Below are 24,762 nucleotides of genomic sequence, written 5' to 3' on the forward strand. Positions count from 1 at the left end.
GCCCCCGATACTCAGCAATGTCTGAAAGTAACCTTTAGGAACGGCGTTTGACGACCAGCTCAGCCTCCAGCGATTGCGCCAGTGATTTCAGGCGCGCCTCGCCCACTTCGCCATAAAGCGCGCGCGAGGATTTTGGCAGAAGCAGTTCCAGTTGCTTTTTCTTTGGATACCACTTGAGCTTGCCCAACTCAGCGTCCTTCTGCATCCACAACATCGCGCCGAACCGCATGGCCTTACCCAGGATCTCTGCTTGTTTCTGTTCTTTCTCGTCGAGCAGTTCATAGAGCGGTTCGAAACGGTTGCCTTCGCGCTTGTTACGATAGCGGTGTTGCAGGGCCAGACCCAGGAACACCCGTTCCGAGTGTTTTAGCCCGCCCAGGTTGGCGCGCGTGGCGTTGTCGAAACACACCTCGGCACGGTAGTCGGGGTGCGCGCGCCAACTGACGTCATGCAACAGGCAAGCGGCCTTGACCAAACGGATGCGCGACTTGGGGGCGGATTTGAACAGGGGCATGACAAAGTCAAAAAGCTGCTTGCCAAAGCCCGGCAGGCGCGCGTCCTTGGACTCGGCAAAATAGGCGCTTTCGATCAGCGGGTCGCGTTTGCGCAGGCGCAGCGGCATCTGCTCATAGAGCAATCCTTCCCGAATACCATAGCTGGAGATGGCAATGTCCTTGGGCTTGAAGGTCGTGAGGAGTCGCAGCAGCACGTCCGATGCAAAAGGCACCAGCGCCATGCGAGATGACGAAACCCCGGCGGCGCTGCGGATCTTGTTTGAATCGCCATTCTCAATAAACTTCGCCGTTTCGCGGACGTCACTGGCAGACATTCGATACTCGTGCAGCACCTTGAGCGGATAGCCCCGACGCAGCATGTCGATGCGCGCGATCGCACGCCAGCTTCCCCCCACCAGAAACAGGCGATCCTGTTGCGGGCCCAATTGATCACGCAGCCCTTCCATCACGTCTTTGATGTGGACCTGGCGTCCCTTGCGTCCGCCCTTGACGTCACGCAGCTTGAGCGGCCCAAGCGATGACGTCACCCGTCGACCGACGCTGTTGTTTGAGATTTCGGCAAGCTCCATCGACGAACCGCCGATGTCGCAGATCAGGCCATAGGCCCCCGGCCAGCCCAGCAACACGCCTTGCGCGGACAGTCGGGCCTCTTCTTCGCCGTCGATGACCTGAATGTGCAGGCCCGTCTGCTCCAGAACCTCAGCGCAAAACGCGGCACCGTCTTCGGCATCGCGCACGGCAGCTGTGGCAACCACATGCAGCGGGGGCAGGTCCAGACCCTTGGCGATGTGCTGAAATCGTTCCAGAGCCGCCAGGGCCCGTTCGCGTCCATTTGGGTTCAAGCGCCCGGTTTCAGACAGGCCCGCGCCAAGAGCACACATGATCTTTTCGTTGTAGAAATAGGCAGGCGAGCGTGCCGCACCGTCAAAGACCACCATCCGGACCGAGTTCGAGCCGACGTCAACCACGCCGATCCGGGACAGATGCCGGACGCTAGGATCATCAAACAGCGGGCGGCCAAATACGCCCCATTCGGGCGCGCTTTCATCGGTGTGCAGATCCATGTCGTCCCCAGATAGATCGCGGTCAGAGTGCGAGATTGCAGTGTCTGCGTCAATTGTCATGGTGATCTGCGTCCAAAGGGTCAGAGGGTGTCGTCATTCAGCAACCGGATCGCAAGCGCCCGTGTGATGGTGCGTTTTTCCGCCAGCGCCACGCGATCAAGCCGTTCCACCACCTGCGCGGCGGTATCAAAGCGGCGGTCCATGTGGTTGACGAGATAGGAAATCACCTCGGGTTTGGGGCTGAGCTGGCGGTCGACAAAAAGCTTTGCCAGCACCGCGCACAGCAGCGCATCATCGGGCGGATCCAGCGCCACGTGGTGCGCGCCCTGGATGCGGCTTTGGAGGTCGGGAAGCGGCATTTCCCAGAACCGAGGAGCCAGACGTCCGGTCATCAGCAGGGTGTGCCCCTCGGCCAGGGTCAGGTTGTGCAGGTGAAACAGCGCTTTTTGCTTTTCAAGATTGTCGGCGACAAAGGGCACGTCCTCGACCGCGATGGGGCCGGTGGCCAGATCGGGCACTGCGTCATAGCGAAGGTCGTGGGCATTGATGATGCGCCCGCCGGTCTCTCCCGCCCAGACATGGGCGAGGTGCGTTTTGCCTGATCCTGCGGGACCTGTCAGTACCAGTTTGTTGCCCGGCCAGCTGGAAGCCGAGATCATCGCAACCGCCAATGCGTTGGCAGGCGAAACAAAGAAATCCTCCCGCCCCAGAGCCGTCTTGGCGGGCAGATCAAAGCTCAGCTGTTCAGCCATTTATTCGGCGTCCCGTCCCGACACGCCCCGATAGAGGCGGCTGTCCATATATTGCGCTGTGGCGAAGCGGGCGATTACGCCAAGGGCTGCAGCGACAGGGACCGCCACCAGCATGCCGACAAAGCCAAAAAGCGCTCCAAATACGGACAGGGCCAAGAGCAGCCAGACTGGGTGCAGCCCGACCGAGCTACCCACCAGCTTGGGGGTCAGAACGTTACCCTCAATCACTTGGCCAAGGGCAAAGATGGCGCCAACAATACCAATGGACACCCAGTCACCCCAGAACTGGAACATGGCCAAACCAATGGCGAGCGCTCCGCCGATCAGGGCACCCAGATAGGGGATGAACGTCACGAGGCCGGCAATAAAGCCAACGATCAGGCCGAACTGCAGACCCACGATCATCAAGGCTACGGCATAGTATGTGCCCAGGATCAGACAGACAGTGCCCATGCCACGTACGAAAGAGGCCAGAACTTTGTCTATGTCGGCCGCCAATATCCGGATAACGGGCTGGTGATCGCGGGGAAGCAATTCATCGATGCGCGCGATCATGTTGTCCCAGTCGAGCAGCAGGTAGACGGCGACAACCGGAACAATGACCAAAAGAACCACGACATTCACGGCAGATCCGACCGAACCCAAAACGCCCTGCAGGAAGTCGCCGCTGCGCGACTTGAGCGTCTCGCCAATGGTGGCCAGCATTTGATGCGCGCTGGATTCGCGGTCCATCAGAGAGGGGAAACGTTCATCCACAAAGGAGCGCAGATCGCGGAACAGCTGGGGCAGAACCTCGATCAGGTCAATCAACTGACCGATTAAGGCGGGCACGACCATCAGGATCATGATCACGAACAACAAGACAGATGCGATGGTGATTACACCCGTCGCAGCCATGCGTGACAGTCCCATCGCCTCGAGCCGGTCGGCAATCGGGTCGATGAAATAGGCGATTGCGCCGCCAATCACGAACGGCAACAGCACGTCGCCCAGGAACCACAGGACAAGGACGAAGACCGCCGCTACAATGCCCCAATACCGCACTTGTTCTTTAACTGTCAGGGACATGCCTGCTCCAAACCCGTGAACTTTGATGTGTACATCGCTCAAGGTGGAGCAGGTTGCAAGTGTCGTGACCTAGAACACCACGTTCAGCATGGTCAGGGAAACCACCAGAAACAGGATGGTCATGATCCCACCCGAGCGGACAAAATCCATCACCTTATAGCCCGCAGGCCCCATGATCAGGGCATTCACCTGGTGGGTTGGAATGATGAAACTGTTCGAGGTCGAGATCGCCACTGTCAGCGCAAAGACCGCCGGGTTGCCCCCAGCAGCGACCGCGATGGAGACCGCCAGCGGCACCAACAGGACGGTGGCCCCAACGTTTGACATCACGAGCGAGAAGACGGTGGCCAGAATGGCAACTCCGGCTTGCAGCGACCACAGCGGCCAACCGTCCAGTATGAACATGATCTGCTGAGCGATCCAGGCCGCAGTGCCGGTGTTCTGCACAGCTTGCCCCAATGGTATGAGACTGGCCAACAAGAACACAGTATTCCAGCCAACAGCGCGATAGGCCTCGTCGATGCTGAGAACCCGGCTGAGCAGCATTCCGACAGCGCCAACAAGCAGACACAGCGACAGGCGGATGTCGGTGAACAGGATCAGCGACACGGCGATGAGAAAGAACAGCAGCGCCCAGCCGACCTTTTGCGGTCGCAGCTCCTCTTGCGGGAAATCCGAGGTCACGACGATAAAGTCTGTATTCTGCTTGATCCGGGTCAGGTTGTCCCAGCGGGTGTGCGAAACCAGCATGTCGCCCGGCTTGAACTCGACCAGACCAATGGCTGTTGGTTCATGGTCTTCGGTTTCCACATGGCTGAGCGTTTCCTCGCCACGGTGGATTGCAAGCAGGCTGAGACCGTAGGTCTTGCGCAGCTGCAGTTCGCGCGGGCATTTGCCGACCAACTGGCTGTCTGGCGGAATGACCAGTTCGGCGATGCCGGCGTTGGTTGTTGCAAACTCCTCGGAAAAGACATCGAGTTCAGGGCGCACATGCAGGCCATACTTGCGAGCGAAGCTGTGGACCACCTTGGACTTGCCGATGATCGCCAGGCGACAGGGCGCCGCGATTTCGGCGGTCAGGATCTGCACCATCGACACCTTGCCGCGATAAAAGGTCGAGATGATGTAGAGGTTGTTCTCAAGATTAATGTCAGCAAGGATCTGACCCACCAGCGGGCTGTCGGCGGGCACATCGACTTCGAACACTTCGGCTTTCAGGCCATATACCCGCTTGAGGTAGGATTGCGTGCCTTGTGCCGTGGTGCCATCCACGCGGGCCGGAACCGCAGGCAGCACCCAACGACCCAGCACCAGGAAATAGACGATCCCGGTCAAGATCAGAACTGCGCCAATTGGAAAGACGGAAAACAGCCCAAAAGGCTCCATCTTGCTCCCCTCGGGCAGGCCTTCGTTTGCGGTTTGAATCAAGTCATTAAGCAGGATAAGCGGCGACGATCCGACCATTGTCATGGTGCCGCCCAAGATCGCGCAAAAGCCCATCGGCATCAGCAGCCGAGACAGGGGAATGCCGGACCGCGACGAGATGCGGCTGACCACCGGCAGGAACAGGGCAGCGGCCCCCACGTTCTGCATGAACGACGAGATCACGCCAACGGTGCCGGAAATGATGGGCAGAATGCGACCTTCTGTCCGTCCGCCGTACTTCAGGATGACAGCAGCGACCTTGTTCATGATGCCGGTCTTGTCCAAGCCGGCACCGACGATCATCACCGCGATGATCGAGATCACGGCATTTGATGCAAACCCATCAAACAGGTTGTTGACGTTCGCCAAGCTCTCGAGCCCCGGAAGGTAGCTGAGCATACCGATCATCACGAGCACCAATATGGCGCTAAGGTCTATTCGTATCAGCTCGGAAACAAAGAGAAAAACCGTGAATGCCAAGAGCGCGGCGACCACGCCCATTTCGTAGGTAAAGGCAAGTTGTTCCACTCCGCCCCCGTTTAGTTTGTCGTTGGAATTGAAATTATCCTAATCAATGACTGGATATATTGTCATGATGTTTCTTTGAGTCCAGTTGGAGGGAAACAAATTTCTGACATGCATAGTGGGATTGTCGTTCGATTGTGTTGTCGCTTCCATAGTGTTCTGACCCTGGTCAGAACCATGCAAAACCACACCAGTAATCGCAGCTTTCCATGAAAAGATTCCAGAAAGATTTGTGTTTTTTGTCTAACTATCTAAACTGTTTGAACAATTTTGATGGAACGCGGGGCCTCGGCCGAACCGGGGCGGGCATGGGATCGCTTGGGGGAGCTTGATCCTTTGTCGCGATCTCTCTTGGGGAGGGGGACGATGGACGTGAATCAAGGTCAAAGCGCAGACAATCAGGGGAGCAGTCGGCAGTGGCTGTTGGGCGTGGTGGGATTTTCCTGCCTTTGGATTGTGGGCGCAGTGATTGCCTATACCTCATTTCAGGATGAACTGATCCGATTTATGGAGACATATCTTGCGCCCGATGGCGTGGTTTCCAGCCCCAGATACACCTTTGCCAAGTTTACTTTGGCCCCGGTTATGCTGGCCTTGTGGGTGGTGCTGACTGCTGTCACCTACCGGGCGTGGACGTTTCCCAAGCCCTACATTTTCTGGTATCTGATTTTCTTTGTCGCGCATTTCCTGTTCTACACCTACTACTTGCGGGTCGTACTTCAAGGGGCGGACCCAGAGGACACGCTGTTGGAATGGGGCACCTTCGTGCTGGCGTTCATTGGAGGAGTGATCTTTCTGATCTGCGCCTACAAGGGCTCTCGGTTTTCGATTTTCCTGGGCCTGGCTTGGCTGTTGTTCGCGTTCGAGGAGATCAGTTGGGGGCAGCGTGTTCTGGGGATCGAAACGCCCGAAGTCATGTTGGAATACAACTATCAAGAAGAGCTGAATTTCCACAATTTGATCAACCCGCTACAGAAGTATCTGTATGTCCCGTTCAACGCGGCCATGCTGTGTTTCTTCACCTGGTTTCGTCGGGTGGAACTGCTGGCATGGGTTTACCGGATGAACGGGGTGGCTCGAATCCTGAAAGTCAGCGACCAATACGGGCTGTGGATGATGCCAATGTTCTGGATTTTTGCGTCCTTCCACCCAGGTGCCGAGTATGTCGAGGAACAATGGGGGCTCTTCGGCCTGATGCTGGCCGCCTTGCTTTACCGGGACATGCGCCGTAACCCGGCAGAGCAGGCCTGATCCTAGCTGTGGAGAGTGCCCAGTTCCGGTGTATCCTCGTTTGCCACTTCATCAGGCCAGTTGGTGCGCCAAGTTTCGGCTGACCAATGACCGCAGTGAACGGACGGTCTGTCAAATCCGGGCAAGGGCGTAAGTAGCGGGGTCACCACCACATCGTGCCGTGGAACAGCGAAGTATGGGAAGGAATAGCGTTCTTTTCCTGAGTGGTTCACCACCCGATGCGGGGTTGAGACCAGCCGCCCGCCAGACCACAATTCCAGCATGTCTCCAATGTTGACGACAAAGCCGCCGGGTGGACAATCAGGTGTAATCCAGCCGCCATCACGTGTCTGTACCTCTAGCCCGCCGACCGGATCGGGGGCGATGATGGTCAGTGCGTCCGTATCCTTGTGAGGATGGATGCCGAACCCCGGCTCATCGGGCGCCTGGGGCGGATAATGCAGCAGGGTCATGTTGGTCATGGGCGTGGCAAAGGCGTCCTGGAACGTCCTGGGGGGCAGGTCCAATGCCTCGGCCAGGGCGCCCAGCAACAACAGCGCGACTTCATCCAGTTGCGACCAATATGCGAGCACCCGGTCTCGGGCCTCTGGAACTTCGGCCGGCCAGCGGTTGGGTCCATATAATGCGCAATCAGTCACCACCGGGTCCGTCGCGGCGACCTCTTGGTGCAGCTTGTAGCCTTCGTATTTGTCGGCTGTACCCGATCCGTCATTGGGCGAGAAGAAGCCAAACGGGATGAACCCGCGGTAGTTTCCGCGCGTGATGGCCTGGTCCCATTTGCGGGCTTCGGGCACGGCAAAGATCGCCCGGACACAGGCGCGCATGTCGTCCACCGTTTCCTGCGACACACCTGTACCCACGATCGACAGAAACCCGATGTCGGTGCAGGCCTCGTGGATTTGCTTTACCACGTTGGCTCTGTCCGGGTGCTCCGCATCGCGCAGGGGCGAAATGTCGATGGTGGGAATGCTCTGCATGTCTTGCTCCGGTGCTGTCCGTTGGTCGAGCGTCGTTGCAGGGCGCATGCAGATCAACCCGAATTCCGACACGATGGGGTCGCGAAAACCACAAAGGCCGATTGCCCCAGACGCGGCGATGCCGTAGATCAGCGAAAACGCCAATGATCAGAGAGACCGCAATGCGCTTGTCCCGCTATTTTCTGCCTGTGCTCAAGGAAACCCCGAGCGAGGCCCAGATCGTCAGCCACCGCATGATGCTGCGGGCCGGCATGATCAAGCAATCTGCTGCAGGCATCTATTCCTGGCTGCCCTTGGGCTTCAAGGTGCTGCGCAAGCTGGAAAACATCGTCCACGAAGAGCAGATGCGCGCGGGTCATATCCCGATGCTGATGCCGACCATGCAATCGGCGGACCTGTGGCGCGAAAGTGGGCGCTATGACGCCTATGGCGAGGAAATGCTGCGCATCAAGGACCGGCACGACCGGGACATGCTGTTCACGCCGACCGCCGAAGAGCTGATCACCGACATCTTCCGCGCCAACGTCAGCAGCTACAAGGACCTGCCGCTGACCATGTATCAGATCCAGTGGAAGTTCCGCGACGAGATCCGCCCACGCTTTGGCGTGATGCGGGGCCGTGAATTCTACATGAAGGACGGCTATAACTTTGACCTGACCAAAGAGGACGCGCTGCACGCATACAACCGTCACCTGGTCAGCTATCTGCGCACCTATGAACGTATGGGCCTGCAGGCGATCCCGATGCGCGCCGATGGCGGACCGATTGGTGGTGACTACACCCATGAATTCCTGGTGCTGGCTGAAACCGGCGAGTCCGAGGTGTTCTATGACAGCGCTGTCACCGACCTGACCTTTGGCGACCGCGAGATCGACTATGACAGCGTCGAGCAGTGCCAGTCGGTGCTCGAAGAGTTCACGTCGCGCTATGCGCGCACCGATGAAACCCACGACGAAGAGCTGTTCAACCAGATCCCCGAAGAGCGTCGCCGTGTTGCGCGTGGGATCGAAGTGGGGCAGATCTTCTACTTTGGCACCAAATACTCGGAACCGCTGAACGCTGTTGTACAGGGCCCCGATGGCAAACAGACGCCGGTTCACATGGGCAGCCACGGCATTGGCGTCTCGCGCTTGTTGGGCGCGATCATCGAGGCCAGCCATGACGAGAACGGCATCATCTGGCCCGAAGGCGTGACGCCGTTCCACTGCGGTATCGTGAACCTTAAACAAGGCGACGAGGCGGCGGACGCGGCCTGTGAGCAGCTTGAGGCTGCATTGACTGCTGTGGGTCTGGAGCCGCTCTATGATGACCGCAAGGAACGTGCGGGCGGAAAATTTGCCACCATGGACCTGATCGGTCTGCCTTGGCGCATCACCGTCGGTCCACGCGGGCTGAAAAATGGTGTCGTGGAACTGACCAGCCGCAAGACCGGCGAAAGCGTCGAGATGACGCCGGAAGAAGCAGTCAAGAAAGTGGCCGAGATTTACGCTCCGCATCGCGTGGGCGGCCTGTTCTGAAGCCCGGGATTGGTTGGTCAAAAACCGTAATACAAGGAAAATGCCCCGCCGCGCGCAGGGCATTTTTCGATTGGGGTTATTGCGGCCTTTGGCTCAATGCAGGATCTCTCCATCCGCCATTTGACCCGAGCAAGGCAGGACGCTGGGGCGTCCAAGGCGTGCCACCAGATCATGCATGTCCAGACCCAGAAAGCGCAGGCCACAGATACGGGAGCCGTCGGAGTGTTTGATCAGGCACAGCTCTCCACCGCGAAACATCGGATGATAGCCTTTGCCCCCAAGCCGGTCGATTAGGTCGGTCCAAGATTTGGACACATCAAAGATGGGCAGTAAAACAGCGCGCAGCAGGCATGCGGTTTCGCAATCGTATTGGGCGGGCCCATACATCATGCGGCGCACTTGAGAGGTGTGCAGTTTGTAAACGTTGTGGGTAACGTCGCTTCGGTTCGGTTCCATGACCATCTCCTTTTCGATCCTGCCCTTTAGTCTTCTGGCATACCCTTGTGTGTCTTCAGGCTGGCAGAAGGTTCAAACTTGACCAAAATTTGCCGCGCTTTTTTGTTAACATTGGTTAATTGATTGGGCGATTTGATGACAATACGGGCACTATCCGGCACAGTGTTGCCAAAATGGAAACTGTATTTGCTTGTGAAAACCCGCTTGTACCGCGCGAATAACGGGGCATTGACTTGACCCCACGGGCCGCAGACTTCACTCTCCGCCGCAACGACAAGAGCAGGAGCCGAAATGGCCACCACCCCAGCCCCGTTTGCCCCGTTCGAATGGAAAATCGCGTGGCGGTACCTGCGCGCGCGCCGCGCCGAGGGCGGCGTGAGCGTGATGACATGGATCAGCCTGATCGGGATCACCCTGGCGGTGTTTGCTCTGGTGTCGACGTTGGCCGTGCGTGAGGGGCTGCGGTCGGACATCGTGCAGACCATGTTGGGGGCCAACGCGCATATGGACGTACACTATCGGCGCGACCTGCAGGCCGAAATCCCCAAGGACCACCTTATCCGTGATTATGACGATCTGTCGGCGCGACTGGCTGACATGGCGGGGGTCGAGGATGTAGCGCCGCTGGTGCGGGCTCAGGTCATGGGCAGCTATCAGGGCCGCAACATGCCGGTTGATGTCTATGGCATCACTCTGGATGATCTGCGTGATTATCCGATGATTGCCGAGGCCGAAGACAGCTGGGGCGATCTGGCCCGGTTTGGCGAAGGGGTCGCCATTGGCGGCGCATTGGCGCGGCAATTGGGGATCGGCGTGGGAGACCGGCTCAAGCTGGTGTCCCCGGATGGCGCCCGCACGCCCATGGGCCGCTCGGTCCGGGTGTCGGCCTATGAGGTTGTCTATGTCTTCACGTCGGGCCAGGGGTTTGTCGATCAAAGCCGCCTGTATATGCCGCTGAGCGAGGCGCAGAGCTTTTTCAACCGCGAAGGGGCAGTTGATCAGGTCGACTTGCGGCTCAGCGATCCACTCAGGGCCGAGGCGCTGATCCTGCCGGTGCTCGAAACTGCAGGCGACAGGGCGTATCTATACACGTGGCGAGATCGCGCAGGCGGCATGATCCGGGCGCTCAAGATGCAGGACAATGCGATTTTCATCGTGCTGGCGATCCTGGTGTTGATTGCGGCGCTCAACATCGTCTCGGGCCTGATCATGCTGGTCAAGAACAAGGGCCGCGACATCGGCATCCTGCGCACCATCGGCCTGACCCAGGGTGCGGTTTTGCGGGTGTTCTTCATCTGTGGTGCCTCGGTCGGTACGGCTGGCACGGTGTTCGGGGTAATCCTGGGCGTGATCTTTGCGCTCAACATCGACAGCGTCTACGCTTTTGTGGATTGGGCCTCGGGCAGCGGGGTCCGGGACCTCGAGGCCAACGGATTCATCTTCCCCTCGGCCATCATCACCGCGTCGGATGTCCTGTCTTCGGTCGCGCTCAGCATGGGGTTGAGCTGGCTCATTACCTATTTCCCGGCCCGCCGCGCGGCGCGGCTGAACCCGGTCGAGGCGCTGCGCTATGAATGATGTAAGTTTGCGCCTGTCCGGGCTGTCGAAAACCTATCTGGCGGGCACCCCGGGCGAGGTTCAGGTGCTGCGCGGCGCGGATCTGGAGCTGCGCGCAGGCGAAACCGTGGCGCTGGTGGCACCCTCGGGGGCGGGCAAGTCAACTCTGTTGCATATCGCGGGCCTCTTGGACACGCCGGACACCGGCACGGTCGAAATCGGCGGTCAAGACATGACCGGCAAAGGCGACCGCCGTCGCACCGCCACGCGGCGCAGCGATGTAGGCTTTGTCTATCAGTTCCACCACCTGCTGCCCGAGTTCACGGCACTGGAAAACATCACCTTGCCGCAACTGGCCAATGGCGTGACCGAGCGTGAGGCCCGCGCCCGCGCGCAAGACTTGCTTGGTCGCGTCGGCGTGGCAAACCGCGCCGATCACCGACCGGCGGCCATGTCGGGGGGCGAGCAGCAGCGGGTGGCATTCTGCCGGGCTTTGGCCAATAAGCCGCGCGTTCTGTTGGCGGATGAACCCACCGGAAACCTGGACCCTGCGACATCGGATCAGGTGTTTGCAGCGCTGGTCGACCTGGTTTCAGGCACCGGCCTGTCGGCGCTGATCGCCACGCACAACATGGAACTTGCGGCCCGCATGGACCGGATGCTGCGGTTGGACGGTGGGATGTTGATCGAAGACTGAGATCAAGGGCTTGACTGGTGGACCGGCGGGCGTAGTTTGTCAGCTCACTTCATCGAAGAGGTGCGACGTACTCTTCATCTGACAACGCGGTAATACCCGCGGTAATTTATGGCTCTAGAACCTATTTCCTGGGAACAGTTGTTGGCTAAGTACTGGCTGGTCAATGATGAGTTACCAGCTTTTGATGGTAGCACAAACAAGAGACTCAAACACCTCGCTGAAACCTATGGGCTCGACGTGTCCAGCGAGGTTTTGCTCGAAGCGGCCCGACAATTGCTCTCAGATCTGAATGACGGGGATGTAGAGGGTTGGGCCGCTGAGTTCGGTGTTTGCGGTCATCCACATGCCATCTGGAACTTTGTGCTTGCGGCGTTTGATGCGGCAGAGACGGATGAGCAACTGGAGAAGATTGCGATCGGGCCCATTGAGGATATTTTGTCCAGTTACGGGTCGATGATGCCTCATTTTGAAGCGAAAGCTCAGCGCGATCCTGAATTTCGGCGCATGTTAACAGCGGCGTGGCGGTGCGGAATGAGTGATAACGTATGGGCGCGGCTACGGTTGATCCAAGCGGCCGAACCAAATCCGTTGCCGGGCATGATCCCTCTGAAACATGGCGTCGAGTACATGCAGGATCGCCTGAGCGAGGTGGACCGAGTTAACGATGACAAGTCGGCGCTCTGGTCGCGCGACGAAACGGGGGAGTGGCGCAGCACTTTGTCAATGTAGTGCCCTTAAGCACTTTGGCTGTTGCAAGAATAGTAAGTTATCTTGCGACAGCCTTTGATGATACCTCACGCCAGTTGCGTGATCCCGACGCCCAAGACCATCACTGCAATCCCGCCTGCGCGCACCCATGTGAGCGGTGAGATCTGCGCACCAAAAAGACCAAAGTGATCAATGGCGGCGGCGCTGATCAACTGGCCCAAAAGGACAAAGAAGACCGCGTTTCCGACCCCGAAATGCGGTGCAACATGGGTGATTGTCAGGACATAGAAGGCGATCAGAAGACCCGCGACAAACAGGTGTTTGGGCGTTCCGCCCAGATGCATCAGTGCAGCCGGACCGGGAAAAAGCAGCATCACCACGGCCGAGCCCACAAAGGCCACTGCAAACAGCACCACTCCGGCAGCTGTGGGAGAGGCGATTTGCTGCCCCAACGCGGCATTCAATGCGGCCAGAACCGGAATGCCGATGCCAGCGGCCAACATCAGGGCGGCATAATGGGTCATGAGGGGGCCTCTAGTCGGACGGGTTTGGCAATGATCTGGATCATTGCGACAGTCGCGGGGATGCGCAAGTCTGGAAATGGGAGCGCGGGTCACAAAGCTGTGGCAGTCTGCGTGAAGGGGCGAAACGGCACAAACAATAGGAGAATTTGATGAGAGTGGTGTTGTCTTTGCTTCTGGGACTGGCGGCCGCTGCTGCCTGGTCCGAGGACGTCGAACAGGGCGAAGAGCTGTATCTGAAACACTGCGCGACCTGTCACGGGATCGAGGCGACAGGGCAGGGGCCGATGGCAGGTGTTCTGGTGATCAAACCGGTGGATCTGACCAAGTTGGAGCAAGGCGGGATATTTCCAGTTGAACGCGTTGCCAAGCGGATTGACGGGCGCGACGCGTTGGTCAGTCATGGCAGCCCGATGCCGGTTTACGGGCATTTCTTTGAGGGCAAAGACGTGTCGATCAAGACGCACTCTGGACAGCCATTGATGACAAGCCAACCAATTGTGGATTTGATGGCGTATTTGCGTACGCTGCAAGCACAGTAGATGAGGGGAGCAGGTATGACCCGGATGCAAATATTGGGTGCAGGAGCGGCGGCGGCTCTGCTGGCCGGGTGCCAAGCCCAAAATGCGATGCCGACAGCTAAGGAGGGTGAGCAGATCTTTGTGGAGAACTGCGCCGCCTGCCACAACTATGATGCGGCGGGGGGAGAGCTGAGCAGTCGCGCGGTTGCCCCCGACCTGACGCAGCTGTCCGCCGCCAACGGAGGCGCATTCCCACGGGCTCAGGTTCTGTCTAAAATCGACGGCTATGGCCAAAAGGGACACGCCAACCCAGGTGCCATGCCCGAATTCGGGGCAATCCTTTCTGGCGAGCAGGTGCCGGTGGACATCGATGGCACGCTGACGCCCACACCGCGCAGTCTGGCCGCGTTGCTGGCCTTCCTCGAAAGCATTCAGACTGACGGCTGATCAGTCGCAGATGCCGTTCAATTCCGCCTTGTTCCACGGCAGATAGACGTCGTGCTCTCGTGACCGGGGCAGGTCCGAGACCGGAAAGGCGTCTTTCAGCATTTCGTGCAGGCGCTGCGTGCGGGCAGCATCAGGGGCCAAAGCGCGGCAGCAGACGTATTCTTCGACAATGGCGCCTTGCTGTTCATAGCCATAGTTTAGGAAATCCGGAGCCCCATTCAGGTCGAACAGATAGGGGTCGTCCGAACGTGTATGCTCGGCAGCGGCCAAAAGCGGGTGATATCCGGTGCGCTCGCGGTTCTGCCATTGCCAGACATGGGTCATTTCATGAGCCAGCAGCATCGCTTCGATTAGGTAAAGCCGGTCGGGGTAGGTCGGCAAATAGTCGTCGATGTACCAGTTCTTGGTGAAAAAGACCTTGTTGAACAACGCCACCGCTGCGGGGGACGTGGTCACGATCTCTTCCTTGGCGGGCGGCAGAATGCGCTCGCGGCAGGCGACACGCGGACGGGGCTTGCGTTTGAAGGTGACGCTGCCAACCGGTGCGCCCTTGACCAGACGCACCCGGTTCAAGTTCAGGTCTTCGCCATGGATCGAAGAGATGAACGACATTTCGGTCGGTGTCAGCGGGCGCCCGCAGGACGCAAGAAACAGCAAGAGCAAGAACGCACGCAGGATCATGCGGCAAACCTAGCCCGGCCGCCGTGGCCCGGATAGGGGGGTGATGAAAATATGTTGTGAGGTGACAAAATACCTCGTGTGCGGTTCACAGACTCATGGCCAGAACGCGGCTGATTTCGGTCAGCGAGCGGCCGGATTGATCCATCCAGGTGTTGAACGCCCCTTGCGTGGCCGTCAGCGCCTTTTTCGAGGTCGGCGTTTTGTCGACAACCCCTTCGGCAATCAGCCGAGCCACCACGTCCCGGGACAGGATGAAACTGTCACGCCCGGCAAAGCGCATAGCATATTGCGCGGTGGTCCCACCCATGCGCGAGGCGCGGGTTTTGAGCATGGCAAGCAACCCGATGTAATCGGTCGAGGGCCAGCCACCCAGGGTCTGACCTACGCCCCCCTCTTGTCGCAGCTCTAGCAGAAAGGCGGCGTTGTCGCGCACGGTGGCGATTTTGGTGCCGTTGCGTACGATGCGGGTGTCCGTCAGCAGGGCGTCGAATTTCTCGTCATCCATAAAGGCGCAACGGCCCAGATCAAAACCATCGAATGCCTCTTCGAACCCGTCCCATTTCGCCTCGATGACCTTCCAGTTGAAGCCAGCCTGAAAAATGCATTTGGTAATCACTGACAGCCAGCGGTCGTCAGGCATGTGGGCCAGTTCTTGCGGAGATTTGGGTGGGCTCAGCTTTGCCTCAAGCGCTTGGTCGCCGCCGTGACGGGCCGCGGCCAAGCCAAAGATTTCGTCGAAATGATGCATTGGGCACACTCCCTAATTCGGTTCATGTCGCCACTTTGTTCCAATCCCTGCAAGGGCATGTTCAAGCCCTAAGGGGCATAGAACGTGGCCGTAGCGGTCGCAACCTTCTTGCCGCTGTCCTCTTCTGTCATGTCGCAGCGGGCAAAGACCAGCGCGCGGCCTGCGCGCACCACCTCGGCACGGCACAGAATGGCGGTGCCGACACCGGGGCGCAGGAATTGCGTGTGCAGATCGGTGGTTGCAAAGGGCTTGAACTCTCCACTGTGTGCCACAGCAGAGAGAACCATGGTTGTGTCCGCAAGCGCAGCCAAAGCCTGCCCCGAAACGATCCCGCCAACCCGCGCCAGATGGTCCGCAAGTGGCATCCGGATCAGAGCGTGATCCGTATCGATCGACTGAACGGACAGGTCCAGCGCCCTGACCCAGTCAGCAAAGTTTTCGTCCAAGATGATTTGGGCGGATTGGGGCGTCATGGGTGGCCTCGGGCAGGAGCTGGTTGGATCAGTCGGCGAAAGGGTCAGACGAGCTTTGCGCAAACGGATCAGACGAAGATTGCGCGCGCATGTAAGAGCGCTGACAAGCAATGACCTCGTTGAACGCTGCACGTGATCCGCGCAGGGTGTAGCGTCCCAACACAGTTGATTTGAAGCTCCACTTCATCGAGTTTTCACGCTGGAATTCGTCGATGAACAGCTTGGCCTGATCGGACCCTGCATCGATCATGATGCCCAATCCGGGGAAGTCATCGGTCTTCAACCCGTCCATATCCATGCTCCAGGGACTTTCGTCGCCAAACTTGACCTCGACCTTGTATTCCTTGCCAGCTTCGATCGACCGCCATTTCTGATCCAGCAGCGTCACATCCAACGACAATTCGTTTTCAGTGTTGTCAAAGCCAATAAAGAATGCGGTGTCTTCTTCGAACAATGCAAAGGCTTGGCAGCCCTCGCTTGCTGGATAAAATGAAATATCCCAACCCCTTACGGTTTTCCAGTCAATCGGCTCTGCCAGCGCGGCCGTTCCCAGGAAACAGCCTATCACAGCACCTAAACAATGGCTGAGTTTCGGCATCCGGTTCATTTTGGGTCTCCCCCCCTTCGTTAGTATTTGCCCAACTTTAGGCGGCTTGACCTGTCCTGCCAAGCATTGGTGTGGTGCGCGTGAAATTATCCCGCGTCGCGTAAGGGGTCGACAAATGAGCAAGAATCGTTACTGATTGACTCATCAATCAATAAAAAACTGTCAGATAGTCAGGTGACACCTTTCGGGAATTGCCGGATACTGACGGGCGACAACACAAAAAACAGGGAGACTCCTCAATGAAAACTGTAGGTCTTGGGATCGCACTGACCGCTTTGGCGGGCACCGTACATGCGGCAGAACTTGGCGCGGTGGACGAGCCGATCAAGCTGGCGGTCAACGAATGGACGGGGCAGCACGTCACCACCCATGTGGCGGGCGAAATGCTCAAAGCGGCCGGGTACAACGTTGAATACGTAACCGCCGGCTACATGAACATGTATCAGGCGATGACCGATGGTGAGCTGCACGCGGCGCTGGAAATCTGGTCGTCCAACGTGTCCGAAGAATACGCCAAGCACGTTGATGCGGGCGGCGTGACCGAACTGGGCGATCTTGGCCTGGATGCGAAAGAGGGCATTGCCTACCCCTCGCATGTTGCCGAAATGTGCCCCGGCCTGCCTGCGTGGGAAGCCCTGAAAGAATGCGCGCAGAACTTTGCCACCGCCGAAACCCTGCCAGCGGGTCGCCTGGTTGACTACCCTGCTGACTGGGGCACACCGGGTGCTGACCGCATGACCGGTCTTGAGTTGCCGTTCAAAGCAGTTCCCGCAGGCTCCGAAGGGGCCTTGATCGCCGAACTGCGCGCCTCGACCGAGCGTAAATCGCCGCTGCTGATCACCTTCTGGCAACCGCATTGGGCGATGTCGGCCTATGATGTGCAGTTCGTTGAACTGCCCGCAGGCGAAGAGGCATGCTTTACCGACGCGTCCTGGGGTCCGAACCCCAACGCGGTCAACGATTGTGACTTTGCCCCGACCCGCATCTTCAAAGCGTCCTGGTCCGGTATGGAAGACAAATGGCCGGCCGCGTTCGAGATCCTGTCGAACTACACCCTCGACGTTGCGGACCAGCAGCCCATGATGGGCGCGATCGACGTTGATGGCGGCTCGGTCGAAGAGGTTGTCGCTGCATGGATGGCGGATAACGAAGGCACCTGGCGTCCGGTTGTCGACGCCGCAACCAAGTGAGCCACACCACGTGACCAACGCAAACACGCCGGCCATCGCCTGCCAGGATCTCTGGCAGGTGTTTGGCCCCGGCGCTGAAAAGGCCCTGACCGACGCTTTGGCTCGGTCAGGGAATGACGCAGACGCCGCCGCCAAGATCTTGCGCGATGCCGGGTATGTTCCCGCCGTGCAGGACGCCAATTTCGACGTCAAAGAGGGCGAACTTTTTGTCATCATGGGCCTTTCGGGCTCGGGCAAATCGACCCTGATCCGCTGCATCTCGCAACTGCTGGATGGCACTGGCGGACAAATCCGCATCCACGGCGAAGACATCATGACTGCCAGCAAGCAGCGGCTGATCGAGCTGCGGCGCAAGAAGCTGGGCATGGTGTTCCAGCATTTTGGCCTGTTTCCGCATATGACCGTGCTGGACAATGTGGCCTATCCCCTGCGCGTGCAGGGTGTATCCCGCAAGGAGCGGCTGAAGAAAGCCGCAGAAGTCATCGAACTGGTTGGCCTTGAGGGGCGCGAAGATCGCTATCCGCGCGAACTGTCAGGCGGACAGCGGCAGCGTGTTGGCATTGCCCGCTCGCTGGTGGCCGACTGTGAGGTCTGGTTCCTGGACGAACCGTTCTCGGCCCTTGATCCGCTGATCCGGCGGCAGTTGCAGGACGAGTTCCTGGAGATCCAGGCCAAGCTCAAAACAACCATCGTGTTCATCACACATGACATCAACGAAGCCCTGAAACTCGCTGATCGCATTGCAATTATGCGAGATGGCAAGATCGTGCAGATCGGCACGCCGACCGACATCGTGCTGAACCCGGTCGATGATTATGTGCGCGAGTTCTCCAAGGACGTGGCCAAGGGCCAGCACGCCCGCGTGGCATCCGTCATGCATCAAGGTACGGAAGGCGTCGGCCCGGATGATCCTGGCCTGCGCACGGATATGACGCTGGACGCGGCCCTTGCCCATTGCATGGAGCTCTATGAGCCCGTGCCGGTGCGCGACAAGGACGGCAACCTGGTGGGCATGGTGAACCCGGCTGATCTGGCGGCCGCCCTTCAGGTGGAAGAGGCATGACCGCGTTGACAGACGCGCCTTCGGCCCGCGTGCGGTTGACCGTTGGAACGCAGGCGGCGTTGATCACATTGCTCGTGGGGGCCATCTGCTTGGCGCTGGAACCTGTCGCGCCTTGGCTGGTGAAATGGCCCGCGGCCTGGGTATTGCCTGCAACCGATTGGGTGGGCTCGATTCTGACCTCGGTGCTGACAGCGATGAAACCGGTCGCGCGCGGGTTTTCGGCGCTGATGGCCTATCCCATGGATTGGGCCAACTTTGTGCTCAATGGCACGCCCTGGCCACTGGTGATCGGCATTGTCACGGCCGTGGGGTGGTATCTGGGCGGCTTGCCGATGGCAGCGCTCGGGTTCCTGGGGCTGAACTTTGTGCTCGCGTCGGGCTATTGGTCCGAGAGCATGAATACGCTGGCGCTGGTTGCAGTTTCGGTGCCATTGGCGTTGATCGTTGGCGGCGCAATCGGTGTGCTCGCGAACGAGTTCCCCAGAATCAAGAATGCCTTGCAAGCTGTTCTGGACATTATGCAAACCGTCCCGACCTTTGCTTACCTGACGCCGCTGTTGCTGCTCTTTGGCTTTGGTCCGGTGGTGGGCTTGATCGCCTCGGCCATCTATGCCGCCCCACCCATGGCGCGCAACGTGCTGCTGGGGTTGGAACGCGTGGAAGCCGAAGTGAAAGAGGCGGCCGTGATGGCAGGCGGTACACGTCTGCAGCAGTTGTTTCAGGTCGAGATCCCTTCGGCCTCTAACCAGATCATGGTGGGTGTGAACCAATGCCTGATGGCGGCGCTGTCGATGGTGATCATCGCGGCCGTGATCGGCGGCTTCAACGACATCGGTTGGGAAGTGCTGCTGACCATGCGCAAGGCGCAGTTCGGCGAGGCGCTGATTGCGGGCATGGTGATCGTGGTCTTTGCCATGGTCATCGACCGTATGAGTGGCGCTCTGGCGACCGAGCGCAAGCGGTATGACACCCGCGTCGTGTGGGGGCTGCTTGGCTTTGCTGTGATCTTCACCGTGGCGTTCTGGACCCGCTTGCCGGTGCCGTCTGACCTGACATTGCTCGACCCGGTGTCTGATGCTTTGGACAATGGCCTGACAGAGTTCACCCGTTCAAACGGCGCGGCACTGGATGCGTTCAAGAACAACGCGATGTTCTATGTGCTGCTGCCACTGCGGATCGGGCTGGATCAGGCGGTTCTGCCGTTCACCTGGGGTTTTGCCTGGACCACCAACATGAGCCTGGGCCTGTTCCTGGCAGGTGCCGCGATTGGTGCCGTGATGGCGTGGCGGGGGCATATGACGGGGGGGCTGATGGTTCTGATCGGCTTTGGCATGCTGGAAACCGGTATCTCGAACCTGCCGTGGCCCTTTGTCCTGACGGGTGCCGCTGCTCTCGGCTGGGTTGCAGGTGGCCCGCGCCTGGCGATCATGGCGGCGGGCTTGCTGTCGACGATCCTGATCTCAGGCCTATGGGACCGGGCGCTCTTGTCGTTGTACCTCAGCGGTGCTGCGGTCTTTGCCTGTGCCGTCGTCGGCGGTCTGATCGGCCTGTTGAGCGCTGTTAGCCCGCTGGCGTGGAAGATCGTGCGCCCGATCTGTGACATGTTGCAGACGATCCCGCTGTTCGTGTTCCTGATCCCGGTGCTGATGGTGTTCCAGATCGGTGAATTTTCCGCCTTTCTGGCGATCTGCGCCTATGCCATCGTGCCGATGATTCGATATACGCGGCATGGGCTGGTCAACACGCCCGAAGAAATGATGGAGGCTGCGATCGCCAGCGGAGCAACACAGTTCCAGATCATGCGCGACGTCAAGGCGCCCTATGCGGCGCCGACGATCCTGTTGGGGCTGAACCAGACGATCCTGTATGCCTTTGCGATGCTGGTCATTGCGGCGCTGATCGGAACCACCGGTCTGGGTCAGTCGATCTATCTGGCGCTTGGCAAGGCGGACATCGGCCTGGGTATCTCGGCTGGTGCGGCGATGGCGATCCTGGCCCTTGTGGCCGACCGTCTGGTGCAAGGCTTCGCCGAAGAACGGCGCAAGGCCTTGGGGCTATAGATCATGGCAGCGGCGGGGCTTAGGCCGGTCATTCTGGCTTTCCTCGCCGCGGCTCTTTGGGGGCTATGGTGGATCCCCATTCGCTGGTTCGACGCGCTAGGTTTGACCGGCGCGGCGGGTGGCGCGGCGATGAACACCGGGGCTTTCGTCTCTTGTCTTCTCTGGATGCTGATCCGGCGCGAGCCATTTTCCCTGAGCCCCAAGGCGATGCTGGGCGCGGCCTTTGTTGGCGTGGCGATTGGCACCTATTCGGTGGCGCTGAACTATGGCGACGTGGTGCGGGTGATCCTGCTGTTCTACCTTGCGCCGGCCTGGTCCAAGCTGATCGAGTGGCGGTTCCTGAACATGCCATGGCGCTGGACTTCGACCCTGGCCTTGGTGGCAGCGCTGTCCGGAGCGTTCCTGGTTTTGGGCGGGGATATTGCCACAACCGGTGTGACAGTTGGTGACGGGCTGGCCGTGATGTCGGGCATCGCATGGTCGATGGGCGCCACGCTGATCTTCATCAATCCCGGCAGCGCGCGGCCGATTTCGCTGAGCGCGGTGTCGGCGCTGACAGCCTCGGTGATTGCCTTGTTCTTCATGACGATTGAAGGGGATTGGCCCACCGGCGCCCAGGGGGCCTTGATCGCGGGCGGTCTTGGCCTAGGGCTGCTTTATGTTGTTCCGATTCTGGCGCTGACGCTTTGGAGTGCGCAAGTGCTCAGCCCGGCGACGCTGACGTTCTTGCTGACGGCCGAGATTCTTGCGGGTGTAATCTCCAGCGCCATTTTGCTGGATGAACCCTTTGGCCCCTTGCGCGTGGCGGGGGCCGCCCTGATTGTACTGGGCGCGCTAAGTGAGATTTTGCCGTCGCTTTTCGGTCGAAGCGTTGATCCGGATCAAGGACGGGCCTGAGGCTCGGTTTTAAACCGGCAAAAACAAATAGGGCATTCATGAGCGGTTGGTTTGAATTCGGTACGGCGCTGGCGGTGTTCTTCCTCAGCCATGCGATCCCAGTGCGCCCGCCTGTACGGCCCTGGTTGGTCGATCATCTGGGATATCGGGGCTATTTGCTGGGCTACAGTCTGATTTCCTTTGCCATCTTGGTCTGGCTCTTTGTGGCAGCCGCGCGCGCGCCTTTTGTCGGTGTCATCCCGCCCGAGCCGTTGCTGCGATGGTTGCCTTTGGCTGTGATGCCCCTTGTCAGTGTTCTGGCCATTGCCGGACTGCGCACCAACAATCCACTGTCTTTCGGCGGAATGGGGCGGCAAAGCTTTGATCCCATGCGGCCGGGTGTTCTGGCGGTGTCTCGTCATCCGATCCTGCTTGCTGCGGCCCTTTGGGCCATGGTGCATCTACTGGTGAATGGGGATCTGGCACATGTGATACTGTTCGGCCTCATGGGCGGGTTCTCGGTGATCGGCATGCGTATTATCGACAGGCGCAAGCGGCGTGAAATGGGGGCTGAATGGGACCGTGCAACCGCGCGAACGGCATTGTGCAGCATACGTGGTTTGAGCCAGGTCAAACTGTTAGACTGGGGGCTTGGTGGTGCGCTTTTCCTGGTCGTCTTGGCCGCCCATGAAAAGGTCATAGGCCTTTCGCCGATGCCAATTTAGCAGCTTTTGCGCGCTCCAAGGTGGTCCCGGGCAACAGCCCGTGCTATTTCATCCTTCAGTTTGCAGACAAGGAACCTGTTACAATGCATCTGGCTTATGTCACCACAACTCAGCGCGGTGAAACCGACCGCCTGCTCAGCGCCTTTGCCGAGCGGCTTGAGGCGCAGGGCGTGTCTTTGGCGGGCGTCGTGCAAACCAATACTGAATGTGCCGACAATGCCAAATGCGACATGGATCTGCGGGTACTATCCGGAGCCGGAGAGGTTATTCGGATCTCGCAGACCTTGGGTGCGGGATCGCGCGGATGCAGGTTGGATCCGGCCGAGCTGGAGCGATCTGTGGGCTTGGTGAGTGCAGCCCTTGAAGAGCAACCTTGTCTTCTGATCGTCAACAAGTTTGGCAAGCATGAGGCCGACGGTCGCGGTTTCCGCCCCATCATCGGCGAGGCGTTGGCCCGCAACATTCCCGTTTTGGTGGGCGTAAACGGGCTGAACGAACAGCGATTTGTTGAATTCTCTGACGGGGTGGCGGAAAAGCTTGGGGCTGACCTTGATGGCATGTCCGAATGGCTTGTCCGTGTGGCCCCTAAGAGTATCCAAGCTGCATAACCCGCCGACCTCTGCGCAAAAGGCGCCAACGAACGGCGATGAGAGCTAACCGGTTAGCCGCTTGGAGAGCATAACCAGGCAAACAGGCACCTCGGGGCTTAGGCTCGGTTCTTGATACAAGTGTTGATTGATCACCTCTACCGCGAGTTGCGATCCGCGTGACACAAGACTTGTCTGTGGCGCAAGCTTGACGTCTGCTAGGAAATTGGCACCGAAATCACCAATATGCAGAGGAATACATGCTGGGGACGAACGATTTTGAGGTCGCGCGCCTATTTGCGTTATGTGAGGCAGAGCTAAGTGCAGCTGAATTGTCTATTGAACCTACGGTTGATTTTGCATCGGCTGAGAAGAGGATGAGAGCGCTAAGGAAAACGTCGTTCACCCCGATGCTGTCTTCGCAATTTCACGATCTATCCAAGGATGACGCGTTCTGGTTGTTCTTGCAGCGGGATGGCAGAGACGTGGCCGGAGTTGCCGCGCGCAGGGACTATTTGAATTCCGAATCCCTAAGTTCGTATTGGCACCGATCCTACCTGAGGATGTATTCATCGGATGGAACAGAGGTCAGTATTCGCCACGCGCACCCAGCCTTGCGAGAGATCAAGGGCTGTGTTGCGTATCTGGGCGAATTTTATTTCCTGCCCGATGAACGGGGATCAAGAAATACGATGCGTATTCTGTCCCATTTGCTGTTTGCATACTGCTTCATCCGCTGGAAGCCGGACTGGCAATACGCTTTCATCAGAAAAAAGGACGTAGAGCGGGGCTATGCCAGTGTCTATGGTTTCACATTGCAGATACCTGGTGCGCAAACCTGGGTTGCGGACGTGCCCAACCGGAGTTCGGGTGAGTACCTTGTGGCAATTCGGCAAGCCGATCTGTTTCATATGGCGGGATACTACACGGCAAACCCTCAGTTGTTCTTGGGCGAGGACGCGCTCACCAGCGTCGAGAAATTAAGGACGTAAGGCGTATCATTTGCATCGGTGACCGGCAGCATGAGGCGCACAAATTCGACTTGAAGATCAGGCCCTCCATTCACATCCGGTACGGTTCTGGACTGAGGCGCCAAAATGCCAATTCTCGACTGGTGCACAGTCGTTACGGTTCTTTTCAGCTCATTCATGTCCGCGTAGCTAAGGGAGTTCAGGAAGAGCTGCAGCTTTTCAGCGGCTTCCGACTTCAGCGCTTTTGCTGATAGGCTTTTCTTGCCAACATGAGCGACGGATGGCGCATTGTCTTTGAAGTCAACTGGCGACACCAGATCGACAAAGGGAATGATCTGATCGCAGTGTACCAATTTGCCGCCGGTCTCTTGCCACCAACCAAGAACCATGTCCAAGGTTGGACGAGCGCCGCGTTCGAGCATTTTTGTACGCGCCGCTCGGTACACACCAGTCAGGATATGGGCCGCCTGGCGGTCCAATTCACTGGCTGATGCAGCCTCGAATTCGTTGTCGGTGTCATCAAAGTAGGAAACGCTGACGCCAAGCTCCTTCGCCAGAAGGCACATGGTTTCGAAAGACGGTTCTTGGCCGTCGGTTCCGTTCAAATAGTTTGTAAGGTAGCTTCTGCTCTTTTTGATGGCGAGGCTCAACTCTACCCGGCCGCGTTTCCGAATTTCAATTAAGGCTGCGATTTTGTCGCGCAGCGCGTTTTCTTCCATCTGGCACCTGCGTTCAGGATACTGAATATGTTTCGGATTTCGAACACGCTAGAGTAGAATG

Annotated in this window: 27 protein-coding genes; 14 read left to right on the top strand and 13 right to left on the bottom strand. The window is 58.7% G+C overall.

The genetic code is table 11. From position 1 onward, the window contains the following. Positions 1 to 34 precede the first annotated feature (34 nt). From TRL7639_RS06880 to TRL7639_RS06895, 4 genes are all read right to left on the bottom strand, one after another. The gene (locus TRL7639_RS06880; protein ID WP_085796288.1) at positions 35 to 1,579 is read right to left on the bottom strand and encodes a Ppx/GppA family phosphatase; all 1,545 of its coding nucleotides are present in this window, start codon (positions 1,577 to 1,579) and stop codon (positions 35 to 37) included. An 80-nt stretch (positions 1,580 to 1,659) separates the two neighbouring features. Further along, entirely contained in the window at positions 1,660 to 2,331 is a 672-nt protein-coding gene (locus TRL7639_RS06885; protein ID WP_085795004.1) for an HdaA/DnaA family protein, read from the bottom strand. After that, on the bottom strand, positions 2,332 to 3,399 hold the full coding sequence (locus TRL7639_RS06890) for an AI-2E family transporter (RefSeq protein ID WP_085795005.1): 1,068 nt from the start codon (positions 3,397 to 3,399) through the stop codon (positions 2,332 to 2,334). It abuts the gene before it with no gap. A gap of 69 nt (positions 3,400 to 3,468) precedes the next feature. Further along, a complete protein-coding gene (locus TRL7639_RS06895) occupies positions 3,469 to 5,325 on the bottom strand; it encodes an SLC13 family permease (RefSeq protein ID WP_085795006.1) in 1,857 nt (618 codons plus the stop codon). 390 nt (positions 5,326 to 5,715) lie between these two features. Here TRL7639_RS06895 and TRL7639_RS06900 point away from each other — a divergent pair, with 390 nt between their 5' ends. Further along, on the top strand, positions 5,716 to 6,600 hold the full coding sequence (locus TRL7639_RS06900) for a hypothetical protein (RefSeq protein WP_085795007.1): 885 nt from the start codon (positions 5,716 to 5,718) through the stop codon (positions 6,598 to 6,600). Between the two features lie 2 nt (positions 6,601 to 6,602). Here the strand turns inward: TRL7639_RS06900 and TRL7639_RS06905 are convergent, their stop codons facing one another. Continuing rightward, positions 6,603 to 7,577 carry an isopenicillin N synthase family dioxygenase gene (locus TRL7639_RS06905; RefSeq protein ID WP_085796289.1) on the bottom strand — a complete coding sequence of 325 codons (975 nt, stop codon included), beginning with the start codon at positions 7,575 to 7,577 and terminating at the stop codon, positions 6,603 to 6,605. A 161-nt stretch (positions 7,578 to 7,738) separates the two neighbouring features. On the opposite strand from TRL7639_RS06905, the gene proS reads away from it, so the two are divergent. After that, positions 7,739 to 9,094 carry a proline--tRNA ligase gene (proS, locus tag TRL7639_RS06910; protein ID WP_085796290.1) on the top strand — a complete coding sequence of 452 codons (1,356 nt, stop codon included), beginning with the start codon at positions 7,739 to 7,741 and terminating at the stop codon, positions 9,092 to 9,094. A 93-nt stretch (positions 9,095 to 9,187) separates the two neighbouring features. Here the strand turns inward: proS and TRL7639_RS06915 are convergent, their stop codons facing one another. Next, the gene (locus TRL7639_RS06915) at positions 9,188 to 9,550 is read right to left on the bottom strand and encodes a hypothetical protein (protein WP_235820275.1); all 363 of its coding nucleotides are present in this window, start codon (positions 9,548 to 9,550) and stop codon (positions 9,188 to 9,190) included. 26 nt (positions 9,551 to 9,576) lie between these two features. After that, positions 9,577 to 9,849, bottom strand: a complete 273-nt coding sequence (locus tag TRL7639_RS23040; protein ID WP_085795008.1) for a hypothetical protein — start codon at positions 9,847 to 9,849, stop codon at positions 9,577 to 9,579. Between TRL7639_RS23040 and TRL7639_RS06925 the strand changes: the two genes are divergently transcribed. The 3 genes from TRL7639_RS06925 (at position 9,842) to TRL7639_RS06935 (ending at position 12,533) form a co-directional block, all read left to right on the top strand. After that, positions 9,842 to 11,128, top strand: a complete 1,287-nt coding sequence (locus TRL7639_RS06925; RefSeq protein WP_085795009.1) for an ABC transporter permease — start codon at positions 9,842 to 9,844, stop codon at positions 11,126 to 11,128. The two genes, TRL7639_RS23040 and TRL7639_RS06925, sit on opposite strands and share 8 nt — an antisense overlap. Then, entirely contained in the window at positions 11,121 to 11,804 is a 684-nt protein-coding gene (locus TRL7639_RS06930; RefSeq protein WP_085795010.1) for an ABC transporter ATP-binding protein, read from the top strand. Before TRL7639_RS06925 ends, TRL7639_RS06930 begins: the two co-directional genes overlap by 8 nt. A 108-nt stretch (positions 11,805 to 11,912) precedes the next feature. Next, positions 11,913 to 12,533 (top strand): DUF6869 domain-containing protein, encoded by a 621-nt coding sequence (locus TRL7639_RS06935; RefSeq protein WP_085795011.1) that lies wholly within the window; start codon positions 11,913 to 11,915, stop codon positions 12,531 to 12,533. 65 nt (positions 12,534 to 12,598) lie between these two features. Here the strand turns inward: TRL7639_RS06935 and TRL7639_RS06940 are convergent, their stop codons facing one another. Next, a complete protein-coding gene (locus TRL7639_RS06940) occupies positions 12,599 to 13,036 on the bottom strand; it encodes a DMT family transporter (RefSeq protein WP_085795012.1) in 438 nt (145 codons plus the stop codon). 149 nt (positions 13,037 to 13,185) lie between these two features. Between TRL7639_RS06940 and TRL7639_RS06945 the strand changes: the two genes are divergently transcribed. Together TRL7639_RS06945 and TRL7639_RS06950 are read left to right on the top strand one after the other, a co-directional pair. Beyond that, positions 13,186 to 13,575: a c-type cytochrome gene (locus tag TRL7639_RS06945; protein WP_085795013.1), complete on the top strand. Its 390-nt coding sequence runs from the start codon at positions 13,186 to 13,188 to the stop codon at positions 13,573 to 13,575. Between the two features lie 15 nt (positions 13,576 to 13,590). Further along, positions 13,591 to 14,001 carry a c-type cytochrome gene (locus tag TRL7639_RS06950; RefSeq protein WP_306456276.1) on the top strand — a complete coding sequence of 137 codons (411 nt, stop codon included), beginning with the start codon at positions 13,591 to 13,593 and terminating at the stop codon, positions 13,999 to 14,001. Here TRL7639_RS06950 and TRL7639_RS06955 read toward each other — a convergent pair whose 3' ends face one another. The 4 genes from TRL7639_RS06955 to TRL7639_RS06970 form a co-directional block, all read right to left on the bottom strand. After that, positions 14,002 to 14,682 (bottom strand): hypothetical protein, encoded by a 681-nt coding sequence (locus TRL7639_RS06955; protein WP_085795014.1) that lies wholly within the window; start codon positions 14,680 to 14,682, stop codon positions 14,002 to 14,004. 85 nt (positions 14,683 to 14,767) lie between these two features. Beyond that, entirely contained in the window at positions 14,768 to 15,430 is a 663-nt protein-coding gene (locus TRL7639_RS06960) for a DNA-3-methyladenine glycosylase I (protein WP_085795015.1), read from the bottom strand. 68 nt (positions 15,431 to 15,498) lie between these two features. Continuing rightward, complete coding sequence (locus TRL7639_RS06965) at positions 15,499 to 15,903, bottom strand: PaaI family thioesterase (protein ID WP_085795016.1); 405 nt, start codon at positions 15,901 to 15,903, stop codon at positions 15,499 to 15,501. Between the two features lie 28 nt (positions 15,904 to 15,931). Further along, positions 15,932 to 16,510 carry a hypothetical protein gene (locus tag TRL7639_RS06970; RefSeq protein WP_085795017.1) on the bottom strand — a complete coding sequence of 193 codons (579 nt, stop codon included), beginning with the start codon at positions 16,508 to 16,510 and terminating at the stop codon, positions 15,932 to 15,934. 239 nt (positions 16,511 to 16,749) lie between these two features. On the opposite strand from TRL7639_RS06970, the gene TRL7639_RS06975 reads away from it, so the two are divergent. From TRL7639_RS06975 to TRL7639_RS07005, 7 genes are all read left to right on the top strand, one after another. Then, on the top strand, positions 16,750 to 17,700 hold the full coding sequence (locus TRL7639_RS06975) for an ABC transporter substrate-binding protein (RefSeq protein ID WP_085795018.1): 951 nt from the start codon (positions 16,750 to 16,752) through the stop codon (positions 17,698 to 17,700). Positions 17,701 to 17,710: 10 nt separating this feature from the next. After that, positions 17,711 to 18,763, top strand: coding sequence for a quaternary amine ABC transporter ATP-binding protein (locus tag TRL7639_RS06980; protein WP_085795019.1), 1,053 nt, complete (start codon positions 17,711 to 17,713; stop codon positions 18,761 to 18,763). Then, a complete protein-coding gene (locus TRL7639_RS06985) occupies positions 18,760 to 20,823 on the top strand; it encodes an ABC transporter permease (protein ID WP_085795020.1) in 2,064 nt (687 codons plus the stop codon). Before TRL7639_RS06980 ends, TRL7639_RS06985 begins: the two co-directional genes overlap by 4 nt. Positions 20,824 to 20,826: 3 nt before the next feature. Continuing rightward, positions 20,827 to 21,720: a DMT family transporter gene (locus TRL7639_RS06990; RefSeq protein WP_085795021.1), complete on the top strand. Its 894-nt coding sequence runs from the start codon at positions 20,827 to 20,829 to the stop codon at positions 21,718 to 21,720. 38 nt (positions 21,721 to 21,758) lie between these two features. After that, positions 21,759 to 22,424 (top strand): NnrU family protein, encoded by a 666-nt coding sequence (locus TRL7639_RS06995; protein ID WP_085795022.1) that lies wholly within the window; start codon positions 21,759 to 21,761, stop codon positions 22,422 to 22,424. 83 nt (positions 22,425 to 22,507) lie between these two features. After that, positions 22,508 to 23,032, top strand: coding sequence for a DUF2478 domain-containing protein (locus TRL7639_RS07000; RefSeq protein WP_085796293.1), 525 nt, complete (start codon positions 22,508 to 22,510; stop codon positions 23,030 to 23,032). A gap of 239 nt (positions 23,033 to 23,271) precedes the next feature. After that, a complete protein-coding gene (locus TRL7639_RS07005; RefSeq protein WP_085795023.1) occupies positions 23,272 to 24,003 on the top strand; it encodes a hypothetical protein in 732 nt (243 codons plus the stop codon). Here TRL7639_RS07005 and TRL7639_RS07010 read toward each other — a convergent pair. Beyond that, positions 23,949 to 24,701, bottom strand: coding sequence for a helix-turn-helix domain-containing protein (locus tag TRL7639_RS07010; protein ID WP_085795024.1), 753 nt, complete (start codon positions 24,699 to 24,701; stop codon positions 23,949 to 23,951). The two genes, TRL7639_RS07005 and TRL7639_RS07010, sit on opposite strands and share 55 nt — an antisense overlap. Between the last annotated feature and the right edge of the window lie 61 nt (positions 24,702 to 24,762).

The organism is Falsiruegeria litorea R37 (assembly GCF_900172225.1).
Lineage (GTDB): Bacteria > Pseudomonadota > Alphaproteobacteria > Rhodobacterales > Rhodobacteraceae > Falsiruegeria > Falsiruegeria litorea.